The 25,668-nt window shown below is 41.5% G+C and carries 26 protein-coding genes, 2 tRNA genes and 1 pseudogene; 20 read left to right on the forward strand and 9 right to left on the reverse strand.

The features are described from left to right. The first annotated feature begins 194 nt into the window (after positions 1 to 194). The 9 genes from DFR58_RS19850 (at position 195) to DFR58_RS19890 (ending at position 6,544) form a co-directional block, all read left to right on the forward strand. Positions 195 to 701 carry a YqeG family HAD IIIA-type phosphatase gene (locus tag DFR58_RS19850; protein ID WP_114299965.1) on the forward strand — a complete coding sequence of 169 codons (507 nt, stop codon included), beginning with the start codon at positions 195 to 197 and terminating at the stop codon, positions 699 to 701. 37 nt (positions 702 to 738) lie between these two features. Then, positions 739 to 1,638 (forward strand): shikimate dehydrogenase, encoded by a 900-nt coding sequence (locus tag DFR58_RS19855; protein ID WP_114299967.1) that lies wholly within the window; start codon positions 739 to 741, stop codon positions 1,636 to 1,638. Positions 1,639 to 1,703: 65 nt separating this feature from the next. Then, complete coding sequence (locus DFR58_RS19860) at positions 1,704 to 2,507, forward strand: prepilin peptidase (RefSeq protein WP_114299969.1); 804 nt, start codon at positions 1,704 to 1,706, stop codon at positions 2,505 to 2,507. Between the two features lie 59 nt (positions 2,508 to 2,566). Then, on the forward strand, positions 2,567 to 2,833 hold the full coding sequence (locus tag DFR58_RS19865; RefSeq protein WP_114299971.1) for a late competence development ComFB family protein: 267 nt from the start codon (positions 2,567 to 2,569) through the stop codon (positions 2,831 to 2,833). A gap of 110 nt (positions 2,834 to 2,943) precedes the next feature. After that, complete coding sequence (locus DFR58_RS19870) at positions 2,944 to 3,831, forward strand: TIM barrel protein (RefSeq protein ID WP_114299973.1); 888 nt, start codon at positions 2,944 to 2,946, stop codon at positions 3,829 to 3,831. Beyond that, on the forward strand, positions 3,809 to 4,237 hold the full coding sequence (aroQ, locus tag DFR58_RS19875; RefSeq protein ID WP_114299975.1) for a type II 3-dehydroquinate dehydratase: 429 nt from the start codon (positions 3,809 to 3,811) through the stop codon (positions 4,235 to 4,237). Before DFR58_RS19870 ends, aroQ begins: the two co-directional genes overlap by 23 nt. A 27-nt stretch (positions 4,238 to 4,264) precedes the next feature. Then, positions 4,265 to 5,344 carry a M24 family metallopeptidase gene (locus DFR58_RS19880; RefSeq protein WP_114299977.1) on the forward strand — a complete coding sequence of 360 codons (1,080 nt, stop codon included), beginning with the start codon at positions 4,265 to 4,267 and terminating at the stop codon, positions 5,342 to 5,344. A 150-nt stretch (positions 5,345 to 5,494) separates the two neighbouring features. Then, entirely contained in the window at positions 5,495 to 6,052 is a 558-nt protein-coding gene (gene efp / locus DFR58_RS19885; RefSeq protein ID WP_114299979.1) for an elongation factor P, read from the forward strand. 87 nt (positions 6,053 to 6,139) lie between these two features. Further along, a complete protein-coding gene (locus tag DFR58_RS19890) occupies positions 6,140 to 6,544 on the forward strand; it encodes a CD1247 N-terminal domain-containing protein (RefSeq protein WP_114299981.1) in 405 nt (134 codons plus the stop codon). Positions 6,545 to 6,596: 52 nt separating this feature from the next. Here DFR58_RS19890 and DFR58_RS19895 read toward each other — a convergent pair whose 3' ends face one another. Beyond that, positions 6,597 to 7,778 (reverse strand): pyridoxal phosphate-dependent aminotransferase, encoded by a 1,182-nt coding sequence (locus DFR58_RS19895; protein ID WP_114299983.1) that lies wholly within the window; start codon positions 7,776 to 7,778, stop codon positions 6,597 to 6,599. A gap of 114 nt (positions 7,779 to 7,892) precedes the next feature. Continuing rightward, the gene (locus DFR58_RS19900; RefSeq protein ID WP_114299985.1) at positions 7,893 to 9,659 is read right to left on the reverse strand and encodes an Rqc2 family fibronectin-binding protein; all 1,767 of its coding nucleotides are present in this window, start codon (positions 9,657 to 9,659) and stop codon (positions 7,893 to 7,895) included. Positions 9,660 to 9,922: 263 nt separating this feature from the next. Between DFR58_RS19900 and DFR58_RS19905 the strand changes: the two genes are divergently transcribed. From DFR58_RS19905 to DFR58_RS22435, 11 genes and pseudogenes are all read left to right on the forward strand, one after another. Beyond that, positions 9,923 to 10,222: a DUF503 domain-containing protein gene (locus DFR58_RS19905; RefSeq protein ID WP_114300013.1), complete on the forward strand. Its 300-nt coding sequence runs from the start codon at positions 9,923 to 9,925 to the stop codon at positions 10,220 to 10,222. A 114-nt stretch (positions 10,223 to 10,336) separates the two neighbouring features. Continuing rightward, a tRNA-Ala gene (locus DFR58_RS19910) sits at positions 10,337 to 10,412 on the forward strand. Between the two features lie 147 nt (positions 10,413 to 10,559). Next, complete coding sequence (locus tag DFR58_RS19915) at positions 10,560 to 10,841, forward strand: type II toxin-antitoxin system Phd/YefM family antitoxin (protein WP_114299987.1); 282 nt, start codon at positions 10,560 to 10,562, stop codon at positions 10,839 to 10,841. After that, positions 10,831 to 11,121, forward strand: coding sequence for a type II toxin-antitoxin system RelE/ParE family toxin (locus DFR58_RS19920; RefSeq protein WP_207659293.1), 291 nt, complete (start codon positions 10,831 to 10,833; stop codon positions 11,119 to 11,121). The genes DFR58_RS19915 and DFR58_RS19920 overlap by 11 nt, the downstream gene beginning before the upstream one ends. Further along, a tRNA-Ala gene (locus DFR58_RS19925) sits at positions 11,115 to 11,184 on the forward strand. Before DFR58_RS19920 ends, DFR58_RS19925 begins: the two co-directional genes overlap by 7 nt. A 183-nt stretch (positions 11,185 to 11,367) precedes the next feature. Beyond that, positions 11,368 to 11,622 (forward strand): type II toxin-antitoxin system RelB/DinJ family antitoxin, encoded by a 255-nt coding sequence (locus tag DFR58_RS19930; protein ID WP_114299992.1) that lies wholly within the window; start codon positions 11,368 to 11,370, stop codon positions 11,620 to 11,622. Positions 11,623 to 11,624: 2 nt separating this feature from the next. Continuing rightward, on the forward strand, positions 11,625 to 11,885 hold the full coding sequence (locus DFR58_RS19935) for a Txe/YoeB family addiction module toxin (protein ID WP_114299994.1): 261 nt from the start codon (positions 11,625 to 11,627) through the stop codon (positions 11,883 to 11,885). Between the two features lie 15 nt (positions 11,886 to 11,900). Beyond that, positions 11,901 to 12,056: a hypothetical protein gene (locus DFR58_RS21995; protein ID WP_170138245.1), complete on the forward strand. Its 156-nt coding sequence runs from the start codon at positions 11,901 to 11,903 to the stop codon at positions 12,054 to 12,056. Positions 12,057 to 12,388: 332 nt separating this feature from the next. Next, entirely contained in the window at positions 12,389 to 15,337 is a 2,949-nt protein-coding gene (locus DFR58_RS19945; RefSeq protein ID WP_114299996.1) for a DUF4268 domain-containing protein, read from the forward strand. A gap of 70 nt (positions 15,338 to 15,407) precedes the next feature. Next, a pseudogene (locus DFR58_RS22575) lies at positions 15,408 to 15,479 on the forward strand (SEC-C metal-binding domain-containing protein); the annotation flags it as partial. A gap of 117 nt (positions 15,480 to 15,596) precedes the next feature. Beyond that, a complete protein-coding gene (locus DFR58_RS22435; RefSeq protein ID WP_341457420.1) occupies positions 15,597 to 17,321 on the forward strand; it encodes a tetratricopeptide repeat protein in 1,725 nt (574 codons plus the stop codon). Positions 17,322 to 17,588: 267 nt separating this feature from the next. Here DFR58_RS22435 and DFR58_RS19955 read toward each other — a convergent pair whose 3' ends face one another. The 7 genes from DFR58_RS19955 to DFR58_RS19985 form a co-directional block, all read right to left on the reverse strand. Beyond that, positions 17,589 to 18,194 (reverse strand): ABC transporter ATP-binding protein, encoded by a 606-nt coding sequence (locus DFR58_RS19955; RefSeq protein WP_114299998.1) that lies wholly within the window; start codon positions 18,192 to 18,194, stop codon positions 17,589 to 17,591. Next, positions 18,194 to 19,006: an ATP-binding cassette domain-containing protein gene (locus DFR58_RS19960; protein WP_114300001.1), complete on the reverse strand. Its 813-nt coding sequence runs from the start codon at positions 19,004 to 19,006 to the stop codon at positions 18,194 to 18,196. The genes DFR58_RS19955 and DFR58_RS19960 overlap by 1 nt, the downstream gene beginning before the upstream one ends. A gap of 12 nt (positions 19,007 to 19,018) precedes the next feature. Continuing rightward, positions 19,019 to 19,888, reverse strand: coding sequence for an ABC transporter permease (locus DFR58_RS19965; protein ID WP_114300003.1), 870 nt, complete (start codon positions 19,886 to 19,888; stop codon positions 19,019 to 19,021). After that, positions 19,882 to 20,859, reverse strand: a complete 978-nt coding sequence (locus DFR58_RS19970) for an ABC transporter permease (protein WP_114300005.1) — start codon at positions 20,857 to 20,859, stop codon at positions 19,882 to 19,884. Before DFR58_RS19970 ends, DFR58_RS19965 begins: the two co-directional genes overlap by 7 nt. A gap of 121 nt (positions 20,860 to 20,980) precedes the next feature. Next, positions 20,981 to 22,621 carry an ABC transporter substrate-binding protein gene (locus DFR58_RS19975; protein WP_114300007.1) on the reverse strand — a complete coding sequence of 547 codons (1,641 nt, stop codon included), beginning with the start codon at positions 22,619 to 22,621 and terminating at the stop codon, positions 20,981 to 20,983. Between the two features lie 279 nt (positions 22,622 to 22,900). Continuing rightward, complete coding sequence (locus DFR58_RS19980) at positions 22,901 to 24,211, reverse strand: HAMP domain-containing sensor histidine kinase (protein ID WP_242987743.1); 1,311 nt, start codon at positions 24,209 to 24,211, stop codon at positions 22,901 to 22,903. A 1-nt stretch (position 24,212) separates the two neighbouring features. Then, the gene (locus DFR58_RS19985) at positions 24,213 to 24,911 is read right to left on the reverse strand and encodes a response regulator transcription factor (protein ID WP_114300011.1); all 699 of its coding nucleotides are present in this window, start codon (positions 24,909 to 24,911) and stop codon (positions 24,213 to 24,215) included. Positions 24,912 to 25,668: the final 757 nt, after the last annotated feature.

The raw sequence follows: 25,668 nt of genomic DNA on the forward strand, positions 1-25,668 counted from the left end.
TATTTATTATTCATTATATTATGCAACTTTTTCACTGAAAAATCCAGCTTTTTTATGTTTTAGAAGCAAAAATTATTTATACTCTGCCGTATATATGAAAATTTCTCTATTTTTGTTGATATGGATAATCTAATTTGCTATTATATTCATAGCTTAACAGCACCATTTATATATTATATTTCGGGAGGGCCGGTATGTTTGAAAAATTTTATCCTGATCTCATGCTTGACGGGGTTTGGGATATAGACCTTGACAGCCTGCAAAAAAAAGGCATAAAGGGGCTTATACTGGACATAGACAATACTCTTGTGCCTCAGTACACCAAGGAAGCAGATGAAAATGCCGTTAAGTGGATTGAAAGGGTAAAAAACTCCGGGTTTAAAATCTGCATCGTTTCAAATGCCTCTAAAAAAAGAGTATTAAAATTTAATGACAGCATCAGTGTGCTTACCGTACACAGGGCCTCTAAGCCCGGTACCGCGGCATTTAAAAAAGCCGCGCGGCTGATGGGAATTGAGCTCTGCGAGTCGGCGGTAGTGGGAGACCAGATTTTCACAGATATATACGGAGGAAACAGGGCGGGGGCATTTACAATACTGGTAAAGCCGATAGATAAGCGGGAGTTTATTTTTGTCAGGCTCAAGAGGATACCTGAGAAGCTGGTGCTGAGGAAATACAAGAAAAGCACCAAAGGCTCCTGAAAACGTAAATAAACTTTATTTTTGGGGAAGAGAAGATATGCATATAGATAACAGAGTAACGGGTGAGACCAGATTTGTGGGGCTGATAGGAAATCCTGTCGAGCATTCGATATCCCCTCAGCTGCATAATACAATAAGCAGTTGTCTGGGAGTGGATTTGATTTATATACCCTTTAAGGTGGAGGAAGCAGGCCTTAAGGATGCCGTAAACGGACTCAAGGCGCTCAATATCAAGGGTTTTAACGTAACAACACCCTATAAAAAGGATATAATGAAATACATTGATGAAAACTCAAAGGAAGCCCTTTTGATGGGAGCGGTGAATACCGTTAAAAATATTGACGGCAGGCTTTACGGATATAACACCGATGCCGAAGGCTTTTCGAGAGCCTTTAAAGAGGAGGTGGGAGAGGGCTTTAAGGGTAAAAAAATTGCTATTATAGGTGCGGGAGGAGCCGCAAGGGCCATAACAGTTAAAATTGCCATAGAGGGTGCGGCGGAAATCAGCATAATTAACCGCACACTGCAAAAGGCACACGATATTGCCGGCATAATAGAAAATAACTATTCAATGAACGTGGGATGCTTCGGAACGGACGAGGGTGCGGCGGGAGATGCATTGAGGCAGGCGGATATAATTATAAACACCACCTCCATAGGCATGTATCCTAATACCAATGAAAGTCCTTTAAAAAAAGGTATAAAGCTTTCAGACAGCCAAATAGTATATGACATAATTTACAACCCTTCCGTAACAAAGCTTCTTGCAGGGGCCCAAAGGTATGGTGCCAAAGCCGTAAACGGACTTGGGATGCTTTTTTATCAGGGAATATATGCGTATGAAATATGGACGGGCATTAAGATACCTAAGGATGCTCTGAAGCATATAAATGAATCTTTTGTGAATATTTTGAAAAATAAAGGTTTTAAGTCTTAGACAGCGAATATAATTTATATATAAAATAAATACTTATATCTTTATTTAAGAAAGCAGCAAAAGATATGGATTGCTTTTATTATTCCCTCATGTTTATATTGGGGCTGGCGGCAGGGATGCTTATTAATGCCTGCATATGCAGAATTCCGTTTGGAAAGCCGCTGTTCAAGCTTCCGCTGAGTTGTGCGGAGTGTGGCGCGGCATTAGGCCTTACCGAGCGTATTCCTGTTTTAGGCTATATTGTCCTGAAAGGAAAATACCGCTGCTGCGGCAAGGGCATTTCATTAAGATATTCCATTGTAGAGCTGCTTACGGCAGTTGTTTTTTTGATTTTACTCAAAAGGTTTTCCGTATCGGCGGAGCTTCTGGCGGCAGTATTTCTGATGTCCATACTTATAGCGGTGTTTTTTATAGATATAGATCACAGGATTATCCCAGACAGCCTTGTTGTGGCCGGTATTGCCGGGGGACTGGTGCTGGCGGCCTATAATGCATTTACGGGAGCGCCTGTGTTTGGAGAAGGTTTTTGGGGAGGGCGGCTTTTAGGGCTTCTGCCGGGAACGGGAGTATTTTTTCTTGTGGCTCTTATCGGGATGCTTATTTACAAAACCGAGGATGCTATGGGAATGGGAGATGTGAAGCTGTTTGCTCCCATTGGTATTTTTTTGGGATGGAGGCTGTGTATAGTAGCTGTGATGCTTACGGTAATATTGTCGGGTATAACAGGCATTGTTCTAATTGTGCTTCGATTGAAGGAGAGGAAGGATACCATACCCTTCGGCCCCTTTATAGTTATAGGCACCTTTATTGCAATGCTTTATGGCATGGATATATTTAACTGGTACATATGCCGGATTGCAGGCATTTAGTCAAATCGCAGGTATTTAAAAGGAAGGCTCAAAAAAACAATATTTATGGAGGGGTTGTTATGCCGCAGATCAAAAATTACATGGAGGAAATTGTGTTTAACCAGATGAAGGAAGTGTTGAGCGATATAAATGTATGCTCATGTGAAAAGTGTGTTATGGATATCGCAGCCATAGCCTTAAATGCTCTGCCTCCCAAATACATCGTGACTGAAAAGGGAGAGCTGTTTTCTAAGATTGATTCTCTTAAACAGCAGTTTGAGGTGGACGTAATATCTGCAATAACCAGGGCGGCGGTGCTGGTAAAAAGAAATCCCAGACACGACTAAAGCACCGTTCGGAGCGCTTTGTTTTTACACATGCACATAATAAGCACGCTAATGGAGAATATATATTATGACAAATGTGAGGCGTGTATTACAGCTCAAGGAGAGGGCAGATGATTAGATTTGGACCGTCGGGAAATTCGGAGAGCTTTTATGAGCAGGGAAACAAGTCTTCTGTGCAAATGCCGGGATGGCTGAATAGAATGGGGCTTAATGCGTATGAATACCAGTGCAGCAGGGGTGTGAATATAGACGAGGCTGTGGCCGGGCGTATAGGAGAGCAGGCTGCCATAAACGATGTATTCTTAAGCGTGCATGCTCCATACTACATAAACCTTGCCAGCCCCGAGGAGGAAAAGAGAAATAATTCAATTAACTACATAATTGATACCATGAAGGCTGCAAAATGGATGGGAGCAAAAAGAATTGTGGTGCATACCGGTTCCTGCGGCAAGGTTGACAGGAAGTGGGCGTTCAACACCGCCTCTGCCGCTCTTATGGAGGCGATACGGCAGTGCGACAGGCTCGGACTTGGGGATATTGCAATATGCCCGGAGGTTCTGGGTAAAATGAACCAGTTGGGAAATCTGGATGAAATATTGGAAATGTGCCGTCTTGATGAAAGACTGATTCCCACTATTGATTTTGCACATTTACATGCAAGGGGCATGGGCTGCTTAAACACCTCCGATGACTTTGAGGGTGTGTTAAATAAAATAGAAGCGGCTCTGGGATATCAACGGCTTAAACACATTCATATTCATTTCAGCAGGGTGGAATTTACGGCAGGAGGGGAAAAAAGGCACTGCTGCTATGACGATGTGCGGTTTGGCCCTGATTTTGAATTTTTGGCTGAGCTGCTGTACATAAAAAGAATGGAGCCTGTGATTATTTGTGAATCCAGAGGTTCTATGGCTGAGGATGCACTTAAGCTTAAAAACATTTATGAAAAGCACGCTGCAAGGGGGGGAATAGGCTGTGAAAAAGGTTTTGATCATTAATGGACCTAATCTGAATATGCTTGGAATTCGTGAAAAGGGCATATATGGGAATGAAACGCTTGAGGATATAGCAAGAAGGGTAATGGAGGAGTCGGGGAGGATGGGCATGGAAACCGACTTTGTGCAAAGCAACCATGAGGGAGAAATAATAGATAAAATTCATGCCGCAAGGGGAAGGTACGATGTAATAATTATAAACCCCGGAGCATACACGCACTACAGCATAGCTATAAGGGACGCCATTGCGGCGGCGGAGGTGCCTGCTATAGAGGTTCATTTGTCTAACGTCCACGCAAGGGAGGAGTTTCGCAGCAAATCGGTTATTGCGCCGGTGTGCAGGGGGCAGATAAGCGGGTTCGGAGGGAGCAGCTATATTGTGGCCCTTCATGCGGCGGAGCTTATTTGATGCTTGCGGTTTAGGAGAGGGAGTATTATGGGAGATATTACAGTAAAGAGGCTGGAGGGCCTCCGGCATAAGCTTAAGCAAAAGGGAATTGATGCCGCGTTGGTGGCTAAAAAGGAAAATGTTACATACATGTCGGGGTTTAACGGGGGGGATTCTTATCTTATTATTACAATGGAGGAAGCCTTCCTCATAACAGATTCAAGATATGTCCAGCAGGCTGCCGTGCAAGCGCCCATGTATAAGGTAACAAGGTATCAGGGAAGCGTGGCCGACGCGCTGGGAGATATGGTTAAAAAGGCGGGAGCAGCAAGTGTGGGCTTTGAGGAGGGGTATTTGACCTATCAGGCATATAATGAGTTCAAAGCCAGACTTGGGGCGGAGAAATTCCTGCCCATGGGTGGGGCGATTGAGGAGCTCAGGCTTGTAAAGGACAGAGAGGAAATAGAAATTATAAAAAGGGCTGTCAAAATCGCCGATGATGCGTTTTCTCATATTCTTGGCCTTATAAAGCCCGGTACGGCGGAAATTGAAATTGCCGCAGAGCTGGAATTCCATATGAAAAAGAATGGGGCAAAGGGGCCGTCATTTGAAACGATTGTTGCCTCGGGGCAAAGGGGATCGATGCCTCATGGGGTGGCGTCGGATAAAAAAGTCCAAATGGGTGAGGCAATAACGATGGATTACGGGGCAATATATATGGATTACTGCTCCGATATGACGAGAACGGTTTTTTTGGGCACGCCCGACGACGAGCTGCGTAAAATTTATGAAGTGGTACTAAAGGCTCAGTCTCAAGCGTTAAACGGAGCAAGAGAAGGACTTACCGGCAAGGAGGTAGACAGCATTGCAAGGGATATAATAAAGGATGCGGGGTTTGACAGGTTTTTCGGGCACGGATTGGGACATGGGGTTGGGCTGGAGATACATGAGGAACCCAGGCTTTCGGTTTCGGGCGAAAGAAGGCTGGAAAACGGAATGGTTGCCACGGTGGAGCCGGGAATATATGTGGAGGGGCTTGGGGGAGTCAGAATTGAGGATATGATAGTAATAAACGGCGGCAGTCCCTTAGTCCTTACGGAGTCTCCCAAGGAGCTGATTATTATTTAAAAAGCCGGATATAGCATAGAAATGAAAAATATCGGGGAAAATTAAATATTCCTATAAAAATACGAAATATAAGAAAATTTTTCTTGAAATAAGGCAAGTTTTACTTTAATATAAACTATAGCCAATAGTTTTACTGAAGGGAGAAAGTAAATGATAGTAGCAGGAGATTTTAGGAATGGTGTAACGTTTGAATTAGATGGACAGGTATTCCAGATTGCTGAGTTTCAGCATGTAAAGCCCGGCAAGGGAGCAGCATTTGTAAGAACAAGGCTTAAAAACGTTATCACCGGCGCGACGGTAGAGAGAACGTTTAATCCGTCTGATAAAATGCCCAAGGCTCACATAGAAAGAAAGGACATGCAGTATTTATATAATGACGGGGATCTGTATTATTTTATGGATGTTGAAACCTATGAGCAAATGCCTATAAATCAGGACAAAATAGGAGACACCTTTAAGTTCGTAAAAGAAAACATGGTGGTTAAGATTCTGTCCTTTAAGGGAAATGTGTTCGGAATAGAGCCTCCTACCTTTGTTGAGCTTGAAATTACCGAGACTGAGCCGGGCTTCAAGGGAGACACCGCAACAGGCGCCACCAAGCCTGCCATTCTTGAAACGGGTGCGACAATTAAGGTTCCCTTGTTTGTAGGTCAGGGAGATGTCATAAGGGTTGACACCAGAACAGGTGAATATATGGAAAGAGTATAATAGAGTATAATTCGGGTTATTTGATAAGAATAATATATATATTGTTCTTGTCAAACTAATTTATTTTTATCTTATGGAGGATATATTATGAGTTTTCTTAAGGAACGGGTTTCATACCTAAAAGGGCTTGCGGAGGGAATGCAGTTGGATGTTTCCACAAATGAGGGCAAGCTTTTGAAGGCTATAATTGAAGTTATGGATGACATGGCTCTCGCTGTGGATGATATTGAAGAGGTGCAGGAGCAGCTCAGTGAGCAGGTGGAGGATATAAATGACGATCTCGCCGAGGTTGAAAAGGCTGTGTTTGATGAAGATGACGAGCACTGTTGCTGCGAGGATGAGATAGAATGTCCATACTGCAATGAGAAAATCACTCTTGATGAGAATTTAATTGCGGATGACGGAAGCACTCTCAAATGCCCAAGCTGTGGAAAGGAAATAGAAATAGACTGGGATTGTGAGTGTGAGGACTGCTCGGAGCATGAAAAATAAATAAGCATAAAAAAATCCAATTGCCTTTAGACCGGGCAATTGGATTTTTATTTTACATGAATTCCTTCGCGAGAGCCTCAAATGCCGGAAGTGAATTTTCTATTGTTTTCAGGCTTGTGCAATAGGCGATTCTGAAATATCCGGGATAACCAAAGCCGCTCCCCGGAACCAGAAGTATATTGTGCTTTGCGGCATGGTTTTTGAACTCTACATCATCAGGTATGGGCGATTTGGGGAACAGGTAAAATGCTCCCTGAGGCTTTTTACATGAAAAGCCTAAGCTTGTAAGGTGGTTATACAGCATATCCCGCCTCTTTTGATATTCCTCTATATCTATAGAGCTTTCAAGGGCCTCCGCCACAACCCTCTGGAAGATTCCCGGGGCGTTTACAAATCCCAGTGTCCTGTTGCAAAAGACTATTCCGCCTATAAGAAGCTCGATATCATCTATGCAGGGATTAACGGCTATATAGCCTATTCTTGCTCCTGGCAGTGCAAGGGATTTGCTGTAGGAATTTACCGCAATTGAGTTTTTGAATATGCTCAATATGCTGGGTATGCTTGACCCGTCATATACAAGCTTTGTATAGGGCTCATCGGATACTACATAAATTGTTGTCCCGAATTCCTTTTGCTTGGCCTCTAAAACACTATTTATTTGTCTTAAAACATCTTCATTATATATTACTCCCGTGGGATTATTGGGAGAGTTTAATATTATAGCCTTTGTATTGGGGGTTATACATGCCTCCAGCTCTTCCATAACGGGCAGGAAAACGTCGGGAGCGGTTTTGCATATAACGGTCTTGCCATTGCAGTTGTCTATATAGAAACGATATTCCCCAAAAAAGGGAGAAAAGATAACAACCTCCTGTCCGGGGTCTAAAAGAGTCTTAAGAACTACGTTCAAGCCTCCGGCAGCTCCGCAGGTCATGATAATGTGCTCATGTGTGAGGCTCAAGCCGGTTTCCTCTGAAATGTGGCCTGCAATTTTAAAGCGCACATCGGCATAGCCTGCATTATTCATGTATTTGTGCAAATCAGGCTCGTCACCGCAAATAAGATTTTTCAGGGAACTTCTAACGGCTTCAGGCGGTTCAAGGTCTGGATTGCCGAGAGAGAAGTCATAAACCTTATCGTCTCCGTATATTTTTCTAAGCTTTTCTCCCTCCTCGAACATGGCTCTTATCATAGAACCATTTTTGACATTTACCGCAATTTTTTGGGAAATCATTTTACAGCCTCCTTGTTATATGCATAGAAATTTTATAGACCTACAGATGATATTTAAATATATACTTCCTTTATCATTTATATGTTACATTATATTTATGTCAAAGGTCAATATTTATTCAACCTTAAGCCTTTGTGCAAGCTGCTCGTCAGGGGTTGCGACAACGGTTTTAAAGTTATCGTATATCACCATTCCAGGCTTTGCGCCGCTGGGCTTTTTTACATTTTTTACAGAGGTATAGTCCACTGGTACGCTTGAAGAATTTTTTGCCCTGCTGTGATATGAGGCAAGCACAGCAGCCTCTAAAAGCGTTTTATCTGGAATATCTCTTCCAAGCCTTCTTATTATAACATGCGATCCCGGGATATTTCTGGTGTGAAGCCATATGTCATTTGAAGCCGCAAGCTTAAGCGTCAGCAAGTCGTTCTGCTTATTATTCTTTCCTACAAGAATATCTATTCCATCACTGGACTTGAAGCGAAAGGGCTTTGAGTCTGGCAGCGGCCTTTTTGCCTTTTTATTTTTCTTTTTCTTGGAGGAGCAGTAGCCTTGCTCTATCAGCTCATCTCTTACTTCGTCTATTTCCTTTAAGGACTTGCAGTTCTCAAGAAGGGTCAACACGCTTTCTAAGTACTCCAATTCGCTTTGGGCCTCCTCAAGCTGCCTGCTGACATACATGAAGGTATTTTTAGCCTTTGAATACTGCTTGAAGTACCTCTGAGCGTTCTGCTGAGGTGTCAGGGTTTCGTCCATAGCAATATCAAGGTATTCTTCGCTTTCACTGTAATAGTTTTGAAGGGAAACGCTCTTTGCATTTTTGGGAATGCAGTATATATTTGCTGTAATAAGCTCTCCATAGAGCTGGAGCTTTTCCCTGTTCGAAACATCTCTAAGCTTTTGCTCATGCATGGCAAGCTTTTTATTGCAGCGGTCGAGGTTGTTGTTCAAAACCTTATAAACATCCGATTTTTTTTGCTTCAGCCTTTCGGCATTGTCTCTGGTGGAATAATACGTATCCAGAACCTCACTGATTGAAGGAAAGTACCTGATATTTTCCCACTGGCACAGCCTTATGCAGTGAAAATCAACAGGCTTGTCATCAGCGCTTTCCCCGGGAATGAGGCAGGGAAAGAACTCATTTTTCCTTATTCCGCAAATGACATCGGACAGTGTTTTCTCAAGTGAGGCGGCCGTCTCAGGGGTTATTTCCGATACCGGAGTTTTTTCGTCTATGCCTGAGCGGAGGCATACCTCAGAGCATAAAAGCGGACTGAAGCCTTTAACGGTGCTTAAAATATACTTGCCAAGGCCTTGCTTTTCATCGCGTCCCCGCACGCTGAAAAACCCTTCCGTTTCAAGAGCCTCGGGACTGGTTTTGTCCTGCGGAGGAGGTAAGGAATACGGTCTTGCGGGCATAATTTCACGTACGCGGCTTATATCACTGTCCACATGCTTTATTGCGTCTAAAATTTTATCCTCGCTGTTTGTCAATATTATATTACTGTGGCGGCCCATTATTTCTATAATAAGGTTCTTTACCGACAGGTCTCCAAGCTCATTGGTGGATTCAATTTTAAGTGTAATTATTCTTTCAAAATCCGCAAACTCAACAGACAATATTTTACCACCGGACAAATGCTTTCTTAAAAGCATACAGAATACAGGGGGGACTGCCGGGTTTTCTTTTAGAATACCTGTAAGGTGTATTCTTGGATAGTTTGGGTTTGCACTCAGCAAAAGCTTTTGATTACAGCCCTTTGCCCTGATGCCTATAATAATTTCATCCGTTTCCGGCTGAAATATTTTTTCTACGCGGCCGCCTGCGATAGCATCAGACAGCTCGCCGGCCACACATTTGGTTACTACTCCGTCAAAAGGCAATTTCTACACCCTTTCCTTTATTTATACTTTGCAATATATATAGATAACGAACTGTAAAACTAAACATTTCCTTTTATCTAAAGGTTCGTTATCTCATATACTCTACGCACTCTTAACGAAATTTTATATTGAGTTTTAGAGTGCGTTGACTATAGTATAGCACCGCAGGAGCAATATATCAAAAGCAAATCTTTATTTTTTGCCATTCACAACAGGGTGCGGGAATGATAAAATATATAGTAGCTTTATTAGAGAGGTGCTTTATGGTTATCGGGGTATGCAGGATTGTTTTATCTATAGACGAGGCTTTTTCCTTAAAAGAGAAGAGGCATATTGTAAAAAGCATAGTGGAAAGGCTTAAATCGAGGTTCAATGCCTCTGTGGCCGAGGTTGATCTCAATGACAAGTGGAAGAATGCCGTGATAGGCTTTGCCTGTGTTTCAAACCAGACGGCACATGCCGACAGCATGATGGCCAACATTGTAAATTTTGTTGAAAATGATTCCAGAGCGGTTTTAGTAGACTACAGCACTGAAATTATCCATGCCGATCTGGAGGAGTAGACTTTAAATTATATTATAAAAATGTTGCTATTTTAGTTGACTAACCCATGGATGTTGTATTAGAATAAATATGCGGTTTATGTATCGCGTGTCTGCCGTATTAATAAAAAATATGGGGGTGTAGCTCACCTGGGAGAGCGCTTGACTGGCAGTCAAGAGGTAAAGGGTTCGATCCCCTTCATCTCCACCAAAATTTTAGGTAGTAAAAGATTCCATGCGGTTAAATCCGCATGTCAATAACCCCGTCCCTTCGTCACCCTGCAAAGCGGAGGGATCTAAAATCTTGATATCCATTGCGCAGCGTGATACAATATGTATCACAAGGGAGGCATTTAATATGATGAATACTCATGTTAGACCTGTGCGCGATTTAAGAAATAACTATCCTGAATTAGCTGATATAATTAAGCATCATGACCATGTAATTATTACAAATAACGGAAAAAGTGAGTCTGTACTTATCAGCTTTGAAGAGTTCAAAAAATACGAAGAATTTCTGCACTACCGTTACATTGAAGAAAAATTAGCCGAAGCAGAGGCACAGGCAAAAGACCCAAACACGAAATGGCTTAAGCATGAAGAAGTCTGGAAGAAATTACGTGAAAAATATGAGCTATGAAATCGAATATTTGCCAGTGGCAGTGCAAGACTTGGAATACATAGCTGATTATTTGTCGCAATTTTATCCAAGCACATTAAAGAAATTTATGAACATGCTTGAAAATCATTTATCAAGCCTGCGAGATATGCCTTATATCGGTACTGAATATGGGAATCACTGTAAATTAGTAGTTTCGGACTATCTTGTATTTTATAAAGTTCTCGAAGAGCAAAACCTTATAAAAATATACAGAGTATTGCATGGAGCACGAGATAGTGAAATCAAAAAAATGGTGTAGCTCATCTGGGAGAGCGCTTGAATGGCATTCAAGAGGTAAGGGGTTCGAATCCCCTTATCTCCACTACATTTTTTGTCGAAAGAAGTCGATCGCTGATGCGGTTGGCTTCTTTTATTTTTTTGTGGTAATATTTACTAATTTGTTCAATGAACAGCATTACCTCCTACAAAATATAGTGCATATTACTTGAAATGCACTATATATTATAGTATAATTAATTTACAGTTTAAGATGGAGGTGTTTTTTGTGGCTAAAACAATTAATGTAACAATACGTCTTGACCGGGAAGTAAAAGAAAATGCTGAAAAGTTGTTTAACGATTTTGGTATGAATCTTTCCACAGCATTCAATATATTTGCACGCCAAGCTCTGCGTCAGGGTAAAATTCCATTTGAAATTTACGACCCTTTTTACAGTGAAAAAAATCAAGCAAGGCTTGAACGTTCCATTAAGCACGCTGAGGCAGGTCAGATAACAGTACACGAACTGATAGAGGATTGATTATGCAAAAGGCATGGACGGATGAAGCTTGGGAAGATTATATTTACTGGCAGACGCAGGATAAAAAAACTTTGAAGCGTATCAACGAAATTTTGAAGGATATTAGCCGTGATCCTTTTTTTGGTATAGGAAAGCCGGAGCCGCTGAAACACAAACGACAAGGGTATTGGAGCAGACGTATTGATGAAGCGAACAGAATCGTATATAAGGTCGAGTGTGACCAGATAGTAATTGTTCAATGCAGAGCTCATTATGATGACTAAAGGGGAGCATTTCAAATGAAAAACAATATTGTCATTGAAATACCGTCTACCAAAAAAGAGGTTTTACGTGTTCCTGCTTACTGCAGGGTAAGCACAGCTTCGATATTATACAGCATATCAGCAATCATGAGGGATGGGTACTTGCATATATATCCTCTGAGCATAATATAAGAGATTTTGCATCGATAAATGAATTGACAGTTTTATCAAATATCGAAACATATAATGCCGAGTTGATAAAGGAAGGAAAAGTAAAGGAGAAAGGTTTAGAATATTATTGGAAATAGCTCATTATCAGATTTCCATATTGGATGAAGCGGATAAAATGAAGTTGATTAATAAGGGGGGAGATTATCGTGATGACTGAAGAAAAGAAAGCACAGAAGCTTGTCTATTTGCGTTCTCAAAAAGAGAATCCAACTGGTAATTACAGAAAATATTTGGTTAATATATACAATTTATGAGTTCGAAGGAATAGAGCATTTTCAAAGGAGAATTTACTCATGGCGAACGAGTTGCAATCATTGTCAGTGCTTTTTCAAAACAGGCTTTTCCGCATACCTGATTATCAACGCGGATATGCATGGAAACATGGGCAACTGGCAGATTTTTGGGAAGACCTGTTGAATTTGCACGAGGACAGATACCATTATACCGGTCTGCTGTCATTAAAAGCCGTCAGTCGAAAAGAGACACAATCGTGGCATAATGACGAGTGGCTGCTTAATATTGGCTATAAACCGTTTCACGTTGTTGACGGACAACAGCGGTTAACTACGTTCTCAATACTCATGAATGGAATAACAGCATTTATAAAGGGCCTTACTGAAAATAAGGATAAATCCGACGAGGAAATATTCGTCGGATATGAGTCATTAAAGGATATAAAGGCGAAATATGTTCTTAGAAAACGTCCGCCGCAGAATATCGTGACTACATACCTGTTTGGTTATGAGACTGATAATCCGAGTGCAGATTATCTGAAATATAAGATTTTTGAGGAGCCGTTCGGCGGCACTGTTTTTGAAACTTATTACACGAAAAACCTGAAATACGCAAAATCTTTCTTTGCTGAAAACCTTCGCGCGATGTATGAAAGCGACGGTATCGAAGGTATCGAACGGCTATATAAGAAGCTCACGTTACAGCTCATGTTTAATCTCCATGAAATTGAAGATGATTATGACGTATTCGTGGCTTTCGAGACTATGAATAATCGCGGCAAGAAACTGACCAATCTGGAGCTTTTGAAGAACCGTCTTATTTATCTCACAACGCTGTTTGACGAAAGTCAGCTTGACAAAACGGATAAAGAACAGTTGCGAAAGAATATCAATGATGCTTGGAAAGAAGTCTATTATCAGCTTGGACGAAATCAGGATGCCCCACTGTCGGATGATGACTTTCTCCGTGCTCACTGGATTACATATTTTCAATACTCGAGAAAACGCGGTGACGACTATATACGATATTTGCTTGGTAAATTCTCAGCAAAGAATGTATTTGAAAAACACACCATAACCATCTCGGATCATACAGCCGATCCTCTTCCAGGATTTGACCAAGATGAAGAAGATGATAACGCTGATCCTATACCTGAGCCGGAAGCAGTTCTGGTCAGTAAACTTGACCCTAAAGAAATTAACGATTACGTCAACAGCCTGAGATATCTGGCGGAATACTGGTATTATAGTTTCTTCCCGAATGACAGTAGTACATTGACTGACGGTGAAAAGGTGTGGATTGATAAGTTAAACCGTGTTGGTATTGGGTATTTTCGGCCTCTTGTCGCCGTCGCTCTTACCACTGAAACAAAAACGACTCCGCAAGAGCGAATCGAGCTTTTTCAAGCAATAGAACGTTTCATATTTCTTGCCTTCCGCGTCGGTGGCTTTAACGCAAGCTACAAAAGCAGCGACTACTACAACAGGGCAAGAGATATATTGCGCGGAAAATCAACACTCGATTCTGTAGCTCAAGATTTGAACGACACCGTAAACAAAGATTTTCCTTCCCTGATTGCTAACTTTATGACCCGCACTGACAGACGTTTCGATTCCGGTGAAGGATTTCACGGCTGGCGCGACTTGCGGTACTTCCTTTATGAGTACGAGTACGATAAGTCAACGCAGAACAATCTGGAAAAAGTAGATTGGAATCTGTTTACCAAAGTCGAAAAAGACAAAGTAACGATTGAGCATATATTGCCGCAGACACCGACAAAATGGTATTGGTGCAATCAGTTCAGGTTGTATTCGGATAACGAAATAAAGATGTTATCGGCATCACTCGGTAATCTGTTGCCGCTTGCTCAAAGCATCAATTCATCACTGCAGAACGATAGCTTCCCTGATAAAAAGAGTCCCTCCGCCGCAGGGCGAAGGGGATATGTAAATGGCTCACATTCAGAAATTGAAGTGGCCAAAGAGCAGGACTGGACTGCTCAGAATATCTTTACCCGCGGCCTTGCGCTGTTGAAGTTCATGGAATCACGCTGGCAGGTAATGCTTACTGAAGAACAGAAAATGAACTTACTGCACATTTCATTTGTGAAAGAAGTTCGCACGGATGTCCCGGAATTGCCTGAAAAAGCATCGATCATCAACACAAATCCGGCTGATGAAGAGTCTTCACGGGAACTTGTTGACAGGCATTATCTGCGTATGGATTTCTGGAGCAATTTCGTTGATTATTGCAAAACAATCAGACGAGATGGGGACATTGCCACTCGCAAGCCTTCTTCCGATGATTGGTATGATGTTATCATCGGAAGCCAGAACTACCACCTGTTTTTTCAGCTTGTGCGCAAGAAAATACTTCGAATAGGGATTTATGTATATCGTCCAGAAGATTTCGCTTGTCTTGAACAGAAAAAGGATGAAATCGAGGCTTCATATGGTTCTGCGCTTGACTGGTACACCAGCCGCGAAAAAAGTACAGCAAGACGAATTCTCCATTCTATTGATGCAGATATTCATAATACCGAATTATACCCACAGCATTTTGCGTGGCTTGTCTCGCAGTTTGATAAGCTGAAGGACGCACTGCACAAAATAGACGATGGTTCAATTTTTAAAACAGACGAAATCTCTGAAAATGGTGTTCTTACGAACAAGATGACAGCAGTCGCTTACGAGGTTGCCAAAAAGGTCTTTTCAGGTTCGCTTGGACGCACAGCGGGTAAAGACGAGATTACACGGCGAACCGGTATGAACGCCGGTTCTGCGGGTGATTACATTACAGATTTCCTGGCCATGATGAACGGTGACAAGTATACGCGAACGCTTAATGAGTATTCCACAAGGTATTTCATTAAGCATATTCGCGAAGATTATGGAGAGACAGCTTTCCGAAAAGCACTTGCAGCCTGCAAGAAACATGCTGAATATTACGCTGCCCTGGGACATGGACGCTTGGCCTACGTTGAGCGTATTGTGGGAGAGTATGCATAAGTAGAAGTCATGATTGGCTGAACGATGGTTGATGTTTGGGAACATTCTTATATAAAAAGGTAGGCATCAAATGAAAATTGGAAGAAATGATCCGTGCTTATGCGTAAGCGGGAAAAAATATAAAGATTGCTGTTTAAACAAACCTAATTATGAAGCTCTATATTTTGAACAAATAGAGCTACTTAAAAATCCGACAATAGAAAATTGCCAAAAAGTTATTGCATTGGGAAATACGATACTTGAGGCAACTGTTAAATATGTGTTTTCAACAGGGGCTTGTGTTAATATTGCAAGAGCCAATTTATTTCTCTTATATGATACAAATAAAAAGGAGTTTATTGACGCCGCCAAAGCTGCCTGCGATAAGGCTTTGGTTCTTAAGCAAGAGAACCAGCAAGCTTTACTTGTCCGATATGAAATCAATATATTTGAGACTGACTTTACTTCGGCGAGCAGGGTTTTAGAATCTATTCATCCATCAATTTTAAAGCAAGCAGAAATGCAAATACTTATGTTTTACCAACAAGCCGTACAGAAGGCAAATATTTATGTCCATTCACAGAAAAATAAGGATGGGCTTAATATACTAACTGATACGCTGTTTGAAATATATAAAAATTATCCCCCTTTATGTGGAAGTGCGACTTCCTATTATATGGGGATCGGGGATGATATAGTTAGAGCTTACGAGGTTGCTAAAAGGTGTGTTGAAGAGTGGCCTAATGCAGAAATTTATTGTAATCTAGGACTTATTTGTATTAATCCTCAAATAAACCGTGTTAAAGAAGCAATAACATATTTAAAAAAGGGTTTGGATATATGTTCAGACGGCGATGTTGAATATGGCCTAAAAAGCAATTTGCTTACAGCGTTTATAAAAGATAAAAATTGGCCGGAGGCAATAAAGCTCGGTGAAGAGCTGGTTAGAGATAAACCTAGTAATTTAAACTACCACAACTATGCAGAATTACTGAAATCCACAGGCCAATATGACGAGGCAATTGAATGGTGTAAAAAAGCATTGTTTTTGGTCGAAGATGATTGTACGCTCTTGACATTGGCTGATATATATAAACGCAACGCAAAATATCAAGATGCAATAGATACTTATTTGCTTTGTCTTTCGTCTCAGGAAAACAATAATAATTGTTTAACTTTTATAGATGAAAATGGAGATGATATGTATTCTGTGGCATCCAATTCCTCTATATATAGTATTAAACTGGAGGCTTTTAAAGGGCTAGTTCATGCTTCTGTGCAATTGAAAAGTTATGATAAAGCAAAAGCATATATGGTTTTGGGAAAAGAACTTTTGGGTGAGCAAGATGAGTGGGAGATATGGGAAAGTGTGATCCCAACACTGGATAACTTCTCTCAAGCATATAATGAGGCGAAAGCCCTTATTGAAGAAGCAACAAACCGAGCGAAAACGCAGACAAATTATTTCAAACAATGGGCCGCTAGCTTAATGCAGTTACAAGGAAACTCTCAGTATATAAATCTAAATGAATTAGATAATTGGGCTGAGTTTGAAGCGCAGATGGGTTTGATCTTAGAAGAAATGAAAAAGGTAATTATTAACCATTCTACACTTTACTCAAGTATAGAGGCTCAAATTATATCCCAGTATCCGAATCTGGATTCTGATTCCAAAGAATTTCTTATTACAGCTAATATCTTGTATGATATTCATAAAAATAGTTTTATCGACTTTGCTCCAATAATTGTGGAGTATTCCAAAGTTGTAGAGAAACGACTTCGTGTTTTGCTAGCAGGAAGAATACCTTCCAATATAAAAATGTTAGGAGAAATTATTGTCGAAATTGATAAACATTCAATTGTTCCATATAACGCCTATTTAGGAGATCTTCGTTCTATTAATCAATTGCGAAGAAATAGCGCTCATACAGGGCGACTTGCAAAAACAGATGCTGATAATATGAGAAATATTTTATTTACAAATGGTTTGTTGAATCGTCTTTAGTTACCATGCTCCGTTGCTTATCATATTATCCGCAGTTGATTCGAATCCGTAGCCGCTGATTAACAACCTGCGCGAAGAAGCATAATAATGAGTCTTTTTCTTGGCATCTATATTCACCTAACTTGCCAAAGATGAAAAACCACAAGGCCAAATAACCTTGTGGTTTTTCATACGTTGAGAGAATGGCTCTGATTATAAACTCATCCTCTTGGGTTGCTGTCATAAGATTTATAGTTGAATTGATATAGAATTATTTCGCGTGTAAACCTAGCACAGTTGCCCTACTTTATATACCCGGTCACAGATACGATGGAGCAGGCTCTTCTCATGGCTAACCACAATAACTCCGATTTTTCTGCTTTGGCAGATATCGAGAAAAACATGCAAAATCTTGGCCTGTGTAATAGCGTCCAGCATGGTGGTCATTTCATCGGCAATAATATACCGCGTGTTTGGGTTCAAGGCACGCACAATACAAAACCTCTGTAACTCACCACCGGAGAGCTCTATGGGCCATCGCTTTCTCCAATCGTCCCGGATGCCGAAAGCATCCAAAATATCCTGAGAAGGAGTATAGGTTTCGGTTAGTACATTCTCCATTTTCCAGAGGGGATTGATGGCCTTTTCGGGGTGCTGATAGATTAATTGTACAGGGCGAAATTTTTTTTGGATCAAATGCTTAGTATCTACGCTCACCCTGCCTGCCTGCGGAAGTATATATCCGGCTAAAATTCTGGCCAATGTCGTTTTCCCGCAACCGCTGTATCCGGATAAACCAAGAACTTCGCCGGGCGATACTTTTATGTTTATGTTCTTAAAAATCCACTGATCCTTTTTATAATAAACCCCGAGATTCTCTCCCATCAAAGCCATTATGCTTCCCACCTCAATTCCTGGCACTCAAAATCATTTTGCGGCAAAGCGCGCCATAATCTTCTGGCATATTCTGTTTTCAACTGTTCCCCCGTTCCAGAAAAGGCGGACGCTGCGGAGATCTCCATGGTTTGCCCATCCTTGATTACAGCAACACGGTTGGCAATTTCAATCGCGGACATGATATCATGGGTGATTAACATAACACCGGCGCCCTCTTTGGCAAACTGTCGCAGCTGCTTGAGGATTTCTTTCAGAGCTTTGGGGTGGATGCCAGGGGTTGGTTCATCAGCTATAACCAGCTTTACTCCCTCTCTGACGCTGGTAGCGAACAGCGCTCTGCGCAGCATTCCTCCGGATAATTCATGAGGATAAAGCTTTCCGTCGCTTTCTTTTAATCCGTAATGAGCAAACAGCATTTTCTGCCTTTCTTGTGCACTTTGTTTATCCAATCCAATCTGGACCTGCTTTCCCACCGGCATCAATGGATCCAGATAATTAACCGACTGAGGTATAAACGAGATTTCCCTGCCTCTCAGTTCTTCTTTGCGCTTTTTGGTTAATTCTACCCCACGATAGATCATACTTCCGGAGTAAATGGCATTGGTAGGGAGAATTCCCAGGATAGCATGGGCAAGCAAACTTTTCCCTGAGCCACTGGCCCCCAGAACTGCAACGATCTCCCCTTCATTAATATCAACATTAAGATTGGAAATTGGATGTATGACACGTTTTTGGGTTCCTCGAAAATATTGGGAAAATCCAATGGACAGATTTTCCACTTTCAATAACGGTTGCACTGCTATACGCATGATTTCTACCTCCTATTCATTAGAGCTGGTTGGGTCCAGCAGGATTCTTAGTTGTTCGCCAATATTATCAAAGCTCTTGGCCACAAGAATCAACAGAATTCCCGGGAACAAGATCAACCACCATTGGCCTGTGGAAAGATGGCTCATGGCTTCGGACAGAATAATGCCCACAGCCGGTGTTTGTGGTGACAGCCCAAAACCTAAAAAGGTGAGGGAAGCCTCATGCAGAATGACATGAGGAAACATTAAGAACGATCCAATCATTATTTGCGGAAATACAGAAGGCATGACATGCTTTCTGGCAATATACCAGACAGATTTACCATAGCTTTGGGATATTTGGATGTATTCCGCACTTTTTATCTGCAGCACTTCGGCCCGTACAACCCTGGCCAGTGAGGTCCAGTGGGTCATGGCTACGCTGATAACAATTCCCTGTATGCCCCCGCCCACGATATAACAGATTAAAATCATGAATATCAGGTGAGGCATACCGATGAAGAGTTCAATGAACCAAGAGATTATTTCATCTATTTTTTTACCGAATATCGCTGCGACGGTTCCGAGAAGGGTGGCCACAGTAACACTGATAACGGTAGCAAATACACCAACTGCCAACGACAGCCGCAGCCCTTTCATCGTTCGGGTGAACATATCCCGGCCAAGCCAATCCGTGCCAAACAAATATTTAAAGCTTGGCATAAGATTCTTGCTGGCATTGTTCACACGAAGATTGTCATTGCTTAAGATGAAGCTGAGAATAACGATAAAACCGATCAGGCAGACAGAAAAGCTAATCATCCAAATAATCTTCTTACGAACATTGCCTGCTTTTCCTGTGTAAGGAAGAACGTCCTCTTTCCTTCCTAATTGCTCTAGCATCTTATATCCCCCCTTTTCATTCGCGGGTCTATAATAGTATTTAAGATGTCCGCAATAAAATTCCCGATAAAGACAAATAAGGAAGCGATTAAAATAATTCCAAGCAGCAGAGGAAGATCTCCTTTTAATCCGGCATTGGTAAGAGTGATGCCTAAACCCGGATAAGCAAATACCTGCTCTGCCAGAACGGAACCGCCGAACAATTCACTGAAATAGGCAAACTGAATGGAAATAGCCGGAATAATGGAGTTGCGGAAACCGTGATTTTTAAAAATTTGCCAGCTTGTTTCTCCCCGTGCTCTGGCAAAGGTGACGTATTCCGTATTGAGTATATCAATCATCTTTTCCCGCGTATGCATGGCTATATTGGCAACGCCTAAAAGGCTTAAGGTCAACGCCGGCAGAATGAAATGGCGGAGGCGATCCGCCAACGTGACATCGGCGTTCGCCAGTCCAATGGGTTTGGTCAGGCCAATTGGAAAAATTCCCAACCACACCGCAAAAACAAGCAGTAAAATTAAAGCAAGCAAAAACGTGGGTATGGAAACTAGGATATAACTGTACCATTTAATAAAACGGTCAAGCAGCTTGCCACGTTTCATTGCGGCAACCGCTCCCAGTATATAACCCAAAACACCTGACAGCAGCCATGCTGTTCCCATGAGCACGAAGGATGTCATGGCCCTGCTTTTAATAATGTTGATAACAGGGGTTCTATATAGCTTGGATACGCCAAAATCACCGCGCAGCAAGGCGCCTGCCCAGGAAAAATATTGTTTCACAGGAGATTTGTCAACCCCCCAGTATTCTTTTAGCTTTTCCAATTGTTCCTGTGACATGGAGGTATCACTTACCGCATAGGCATTAACAGGATCAATAGGAGACAGATGGAGTAACCAGAATGTCAGGATGGATAAGCCAAACATAAGCGTAATCATGCGCAGAAAACGCATGAGGATTTTTTGAGACATGAAAATAGCACCTCCTGTTGTCTATAGGGCTCCTATCTAAACAGGTGCGTTCAAAACGCCAATGATTTAGGCAAGCGTTCCAGACGCACCTGTTCTTATAGAGCCTTTAGCTTTATTGGCTTTATTGGTTTATTGACCACTCGGTGATATTGCCAAACAGCCCAAATTCATAGCCGTGGGTATGCATGAGTTGGTTGCCGATATTTACCTTGTTATTTACAAGATACAAATGGCCGACACGGGCCAGCCAAACGATGGGAACATCAGCAAGGGGGCTGAAGCCGGTTTTTCCGTCCCATTGCGCCAGCTTCCAATACTTGTTGGCTTCTTCCTGAGTAGCCGCATACATGGCTTTTTCCAGATAATCATCCACTACAGGATTTGCATAGTGAGTCATATTGTTATAGCCCTTATTATGTACCTTGGAGGAATACATTGTATACAGTTGATGTGGATGAAGTCGTCCGCCTCCCCACAAACAAGCGTTGGCCTTGCCCTGAACAAAGATTTCATCCCAGGTAGCACCCATGATGTTGATTTTGATACCTAAACCAAGGGCTTGATCGGCAACAGCCAAGGCGATGTCGCCCCGCAGCTGGTCGTTGGAAGGAAAATACAAATCAAATTCCGCTTTCAAACCGTCCTTCTCAACTATGCCATCAGTGTTTGTATCGACCCATCCGGCATCCGCCAGTAATTGTTTAGCTTCTTCGATCCTACCGTCCTCAATGACCGTTTTTTCATTAAACCATGGTGTGCCGTCAACAATGGAATACGCAGCCTTTCCATATCCGTCCATCGTAACATCAATAATTCCCTGACGGCTTAACCCGATGTTCAGCGCCTGACGGATGGCCAAGTGAGAGGTGATATCATTGCCGACTTGGACTTCGTTGCTGTTGATATTCCCGGTTCTTCCACTGGGCAGGACGGGAAGGGTAATCCCTCTGGAATCCACGCTCTCCAGAACGTGTAAGGTCATTCCCGGAATGGTTTGCCCTGCGAATTTGGGAGGAATGTAGCAAATATCAACTTGCCCGGCCTTAGCGGCTGCAAAGGCGGCATCTTCCTTCAGCAGCAAGAAGGTGAGTTTTTTAAATTGCGGCTCGTCACCATACCAATAGGGATTATAGTCCATAATGATTTGTTCTCCATCATTATATTGTGTTACCTGATAGGGCCCTGAGCCGATTGGATTGCCGGAATAGTTGTCACCGTAAATATGTTTGGGTACAATTCCTATTTCTGAAAGCTGACTGATAAATGTCGAACGCGGCTCTTTCAAAGTAAAAATGATGGTATCATTGCCGGTAATCTCTATTTTATCGACAAAAGAAAGGTCAAAGGCGATTCCGTCTTCTTTCAGCATTTCATAGGTAAATAAGACATCCTCTATAGTGACAGGGTCGCCATTGGAAAATTTAGCGTCATTACGGATTTTAAATGTCCAGGTATATCCGTCTTTACTCGTCTCAAAAGATTTGGCCAGATCGCCGACAAAAGTTAAGTCCTTTGTCGGTTTAAGAAGCGAACTATGGGTTAACCGGATCTGTCCGATGGCACCCCATGTCTTTTTGGGATCGAACATCCCATAATCAGCCATTCCCACAGCCAATACCAGTTCGTCCTTCTTTCCTTCCTCAGGTGACTTTGAAATTGTTGGGGAGGGACTGCACCCGGATAATATAAATACCAACAATAAAAGCATGGACATAAGAAGCGGTCCAATCCGATTCCATAGTAGATTTTTAGATTTGTTCATTTTGAACCTCCGTATTGTGATATAATTGTTTTACTTGATCTGCATATATAATCTTTGATGTAAACGTAAACGGCAAATCAGTTAGACAACTCTAACTATAATAAATACTAATATCAAATTCAACCAGTTTGGGCAATTCTTCAGAATTCTTCAGAATTAAAACATAAGATTAGCTCAGAGCATAAGGCGTACTGTAAATATAGAATGACTCGTATACACTAACGGCCGACAAACATGTTAACAAAGCCAGTGCTGGCCACGCTATTTTTGAACATCGGTTTAATCGTCTAAAATAAGAGGAAAGCTCAGTTGAACGGTATAAACGTCGTCTTGTTGCCCGTAAATAAATCGTCCCCGGTGCAGCGACATCATTTTTTCACAGGTTTTTAATCCAAGAGCTGTATTTTGCACGGGTTTGGGAGAAACCAGAATATGATTATGAATGATAAGAACGAGCTCATGGGGGTTGACAATGGTTCCCAAACGGATTGGACGGTCGGGGTCGGCATACTTTTGAATGTTAGAAAGCAGGTTGTCAAATACCCGCTGAATCATACCCTGATTGATCTGAATAGCGGCAACTGGCAGCTTTACATGGTTCATAACCGTAAAGCCACTTTGCTCCACTAGAAAAACGTAGTCTTTGATGATCTCCTCCAACGCTTCCTTTGTTGTATATTTACCAATCTCAAGATACTGGTTGTTGTTTGTGGATATAAAAAAATACTCGAACAGGTCGTTTATCAGGCTCTTGATTTGAAAGGCGCGATTTTTGCATTTTTGGAGGAAGGGGCTTCGCCCCGCCGGAATATCCTCGCCCTCCATTACCTCCAGATATCCGATCAAAGCCGTAAGCGGTGTTCGTAAATCATGGGAGATTCCTGTCATCAATTCATTGCTAACATCTTTCATACGGTCGGCATATTGTTCCCGTGCAATGAAAGCTTTGCGCATTTCATCAATTTCCTGTGCCAGAGAGGTCAGTTCATCGTTGCCCTTGATTGTAATAGAGTAATTGAGATCTCCTCCTTCTAAAATCCTTATTTCCTTTTCCAATGTATTGATATAAGATACCTTTTTGTGGATGGAAAAGACCATGATGGAAATAAAACAGAGGAAGAACACAAGCAGATTAAAGTAAGTTATATAGTCTATATAACGGTGTTCAAAAAAATCCTTGATAAAAACTTCAGCTGTTCCATCTTGGAAAGTCAATACATATTTATTATGCCATAGATAAAAGTCGGGAAACTTGGGTTGGCTTGGAAAGGAATAGCTCGGTGACAGCTTATGTGAACTATATACCAGCATATTGTCATGATAAATCACAATCTCCGTTAATTCCTTCCCCCGCATCCAGTTATCCAATTCGGACAGTTCCGACAAAGAGATATTATTATCTTTGATATACTGCCGCAGGCTGTTTATTTTGTTCTCTATGTGAGCAGAAATCACTTCAGGTTTTTTACAATAATCATAGATGTTGCTGCGGGATAGGTATTGCAGACCAACAAAAAGCAAGGCTGATACAAGACATGCCAAAACTGCCGTTATAATCAGGGCCTGGGCCAGCTTATATTCGCGCTTCATGTTACTCAATGTAATACCCCTTTCCCCAAACTGTGCGGATATATTGGGGATGCCCTAAATCCTTCTCCAGCTTTTTTCTTAGGTTTTTGATGTGTACCATGACCGTATTATTGGAAAAGGGAAGAAAGGGTTCCTGCCACACATGCTTATAAATTTCACGTGCGGAAAATATCTTTTTGCGGTTTTGCAGAAGAAGCCGCAGCACCTGATATTCAATATTCGTCAGAATAATTTCCTTTCCCTTCAGAGAAACAGCTCCTGTATCTAAATCCACATACAGATCCCCTATTCTGACAGCATTTTTTATAATGGTATACGGGCTTTTTTGGTAGACCAGATATCTGCGAAGAAGCGCCCCTATCCTTGACACCAGTTCAATCGAAGAAAAAGGTTTGACTAAGTAGTCGTCTCCGCCGCGCGCAAAGCTCTCCGCTTTATCTGTGTCCTGTGTTTTGGCCGATAAAAACAGAATAGGAACAGTTGTGGTCTTTCGAATTTCCGTACACAATTCCAAGCCGGATTGCCCCGGCATCATAATATCCAATATAATTAAATCCACCGGATCTTTTAACATGGACAACGCCGCGTCCGCGTTAGGCGCGTCCTGCACAATAAAACCTTCCCGATGCAGCAAAATATGAACTATTTCCCGTATTTCAGGATCGTCATCCACAATAAGGATGGTTGCGGTTTTTGCCATATTGTTTCTCCTTTCGGCCATATTGCAAGTAGGCGATAAAATAAAACTGGTTATATCTGACAGTTATATAAACATCAGTTGACAAGAGCCTATAGAACTGTGTATATTGCGGTTGAACAAAAAGTTAAATTTTTCACTACATATTTATAGTCTACAACTGTAAAAGATTGTCTATATCATATCATAATAGCCTATTTTTCTTTTGCCTGTCAAGTCACAAATGCTGCAAGCTGTAGTGCATGTAATGCAAGGTTGAAGCTCATTGGACTTGAGATAGCAGCAGCTAATTTGCGAATTAATAGCAAGTAAAATGCAGTTTGCTACGAACTGAATTATCGTTTCTATAAAAAAACTGATAACTATTGTGGAGAAGGCGTGAGTCGCCACGGGCGGGAAGATAAATACTGCCTGCTCTTGGAAGACATAGCTGATTATTTGTAGCAATTTTATCCAAGTACAAAAGACAGGCAAATACAAATCCTGTCTTTTATTTTTTGCCGAAAATATTATATTTTTAATACTTTAGGATGTATTAGCCTCCCTTCTTTGAAAATTAAGAAAATATATTCAAAATCATAACATATGTTGACATAAATCTCTTGTGAATATATAATCATGGTTATTCATTATTTTATATAAAGAAATCATTAATATTAGTTTCTTGTACCGCAAATTAATAGGGAGGTCTGTTTTTATGTCAAAGAAAAAGCTTTTTACTGTGTTTCTGGCGGTGGTTTTCCTTTTTCAGAGCGTATTT

The sequence above is a fragment of the Anaerobacterium chartisolvens genome, assembly GCF_003337415.1.
GTDB classification, from domain to species: domain Bacteria; phylum Bacillota; class Clostridia; order Acetivibrionales; family DSM-27016; genus Anaerobacterium; species Anaerobacterium chartisolvens.